The following is a 313-nucleotide window of genomic DNA, read 5'->3' as shown; positions in this document are numbered from 1 at the left end:
CGGCGCGGGCGCCCGGGTTCAGCATGAGATCACTCTTGCGCTGGACGTTGCCGGCGACCGCCGGATCGCTGTTGATGTGCGCGATCCAAGCGAGAATCAGCTGCCCTTTTTCGGAAGCTGGATCGATGCCTTTCTCAACCAGCATTTGGTCATAGACAGACGGCCTAGGATCTGACGCGGATGCCCCGGACTGAGCCATCGACGGCGCGACATAGCCCCAGAGTTCGTCGTACCGCAATGCGGCATTCGCCGCCGTTGCGCTGGCCAATGCAATAAGGCAGGCGGCCAGACCTGCGACCTTCGCTTTCATGTC

At 61.7% G+C, this 313-nt stretch carries 1 pseudogene; it reads right to left on the bottom strand.

Going from position 1 to position 313, the window contains the following annotated elements:
* Nucleotides 1-313 (bottom strand): annotated as a pseudogene (locus NCT32_RS37155) (hypothetical protein); the annotation flags it as partial.

Origin of the sequence: Caballeronia sp. INML2 (assembly GCF_023631365.1) — a bacterium.
Taxonomy (GTDB): domain Bacteria; phylum Pseudomonadota; class Gammaproteobacteria; order Burkholderiales; family Burkholderiaceae; genus Caballeronia; species Caballeronia turbans.
The sequence above is the reverse complement of the archived record's forward strand: the minus strand, read 5'-3'. Positions and strand labels throughout refer to the sequence as shown.